2 protein-coding genes are annotated in these 1482 nt (G+C 36.2%); both read right to left on the reverse strand.

Translation table 11 applies throughout. The annotated features are described in order from the left end of the window. Positions 1–254 precede the first annotated feature (254 nt). A complete protein-coding gene (locus F6K13_RS32830; protein ID WP_287244970.1) occupies positions 255–479 on the reverse strand; it encodes a hypothetical protein in 225 nt (74 codons plus the stop codon). 12 nt (positions 480–491) lie between these two features. Next, the gene (locus F6K13_RS32835) at positions 492–998 is read right to left on the reverse strand and encodes a DNA-binding protein (protein ID WP_287244973.1); all 507 of its coding nucleotides are present in this window, start codon (positions 996–998) and stop codon (positions 492–494) included. Between the last annotated feature and the right edge of the window lie 484 nt (positions 999–1482).

Below are 1482 nucleotides of genomic sequence, written 5' to 3' on the forward strand. Positions count from 1 at the left end.
TCTGGTTGGATTGCTGTCAACACAGGGGGAGAACATCACCTCACACGAAACAGCGGTCAGGGTTTCTCTGGCTGAAGAATCCCGCGTTGTCGCGAATATAGCAACGTCGGGAGTATGTCAATATCAAAGAGCATTGATAGACTACTTTGCAAATTTTCTCAAATCTCCAATATTCAGATAAAAAATTTTTTTTTATTAAATCTCAAATTTTGCCAGCATCTAGAAAAAGGAGTTCTGGCACAGGAAAAGCAGAATTACAAGACTCCAGAGGTTGGAGAAGAAAAATTGTCAGAGGAAATAAAATATATAGATAGGAGCGATCGCTCACTCAGGCTAAAAAGAGAATTTTGAGGAAGGTTGTTACTCATAGAAATATCAGAATTATTTCCATAAGAATCTCTAGTGTCAACCCAAAAGTCAAGGAAGGCAACACCGATACTATTACTATTAAATAGAGAAAAATCCGGTTTAACTAACAATCAGACTTAAAGCTAACCAAAGCCTTGAGGTTGATTTTCCTCTAGTTCTGTATCTGGGAAAGACTTGCGAATTATTTGAATATCAGGCTCTACCTCAATCCACAGCCGCGCACCACCAGCTTGACTTTTGTTAGGTTTATGAGGTCTATAGACGATTTTGCAATTTCCCAGAATTTCTACTTCGTGGCAGCGATGGTTTTTGCCTCCTTGTTTGACAGATACTGCTGGAAGAGAAGTACCGTGGTCTCGGTTATAGTCAATTTCTCTTCGCAGCACATGGATAAAAGTATTGCCTGTACGGAATCCTTTATTCCAAGTTCCTTGAGGACCTCGACGACCAGGGGTAATTTCTGGCATTCCTTTACTATTTAAAGGAATTACCCAGAACCGTTTGACTTTTTTAGCTCCTTTGAGACGACCTTGCCTCAAAAGTAACCTGAGTCTAGCAGTAGAAATATTTAGAAGAAATGCTGCTTCTGTTGTACCAACTTTATCTGGTTCAGTATTTGTATCTTTCATAAACTATTTCGGAATATATAAAGTATGAACTGGATAACCATTTACAATCCAACCACAAAGGATTTAGTTTAGCAATACTTGATTTTTCAGTATTGACTTTAATAGTAATCTTAGTAGAAAATTTCACAATTACCCAAGATTTCAATTGTAAGATAATAACTATACTATTTCGGAATATATAAAGTATGAACTGGATAACCATTTACAATCAAACCACAAAGGATTTAGTTTGGCAATACTTGATTTTTCAGTATTGACTTAATAATCATAATCTTAGTGGAAAATTTTACGAAAGATGGACGAGAGCTTGAAAGCCACGTCTTTTTAAAGCGTGGATGAAAAACGAACGGGGGATTTTAATCGCCTTAAAAATTTTTCATTTTCTCTTCTTTAATGTTATCCTATTAAAGGAGGTAATCAAAGATGTATGGATGTCAGCAAGAGTTAATTAAAATTCCCGAAACTATCCCGTTTTTAGAATACA

Source organism: Okeania sp. SIO2B9, from assembly GCF_010672505.1.
Taxonomy (GTDB): domain Bacteria; phylum Cyanobacteriota; class Cyanobacteriia; order Cyanobacteriales; family Microcoleaceae; genus Okeania; species Okeania hirsuta.

Coding starts and splice junctions, on each gene's coding strand:
- F6K13_RS32835 (WP_287244973.1), bottom strand. CDS start 998: ATGAAAGATACAAATACTGAACCAGATAAAGTTGGTACAACAGAAGCA.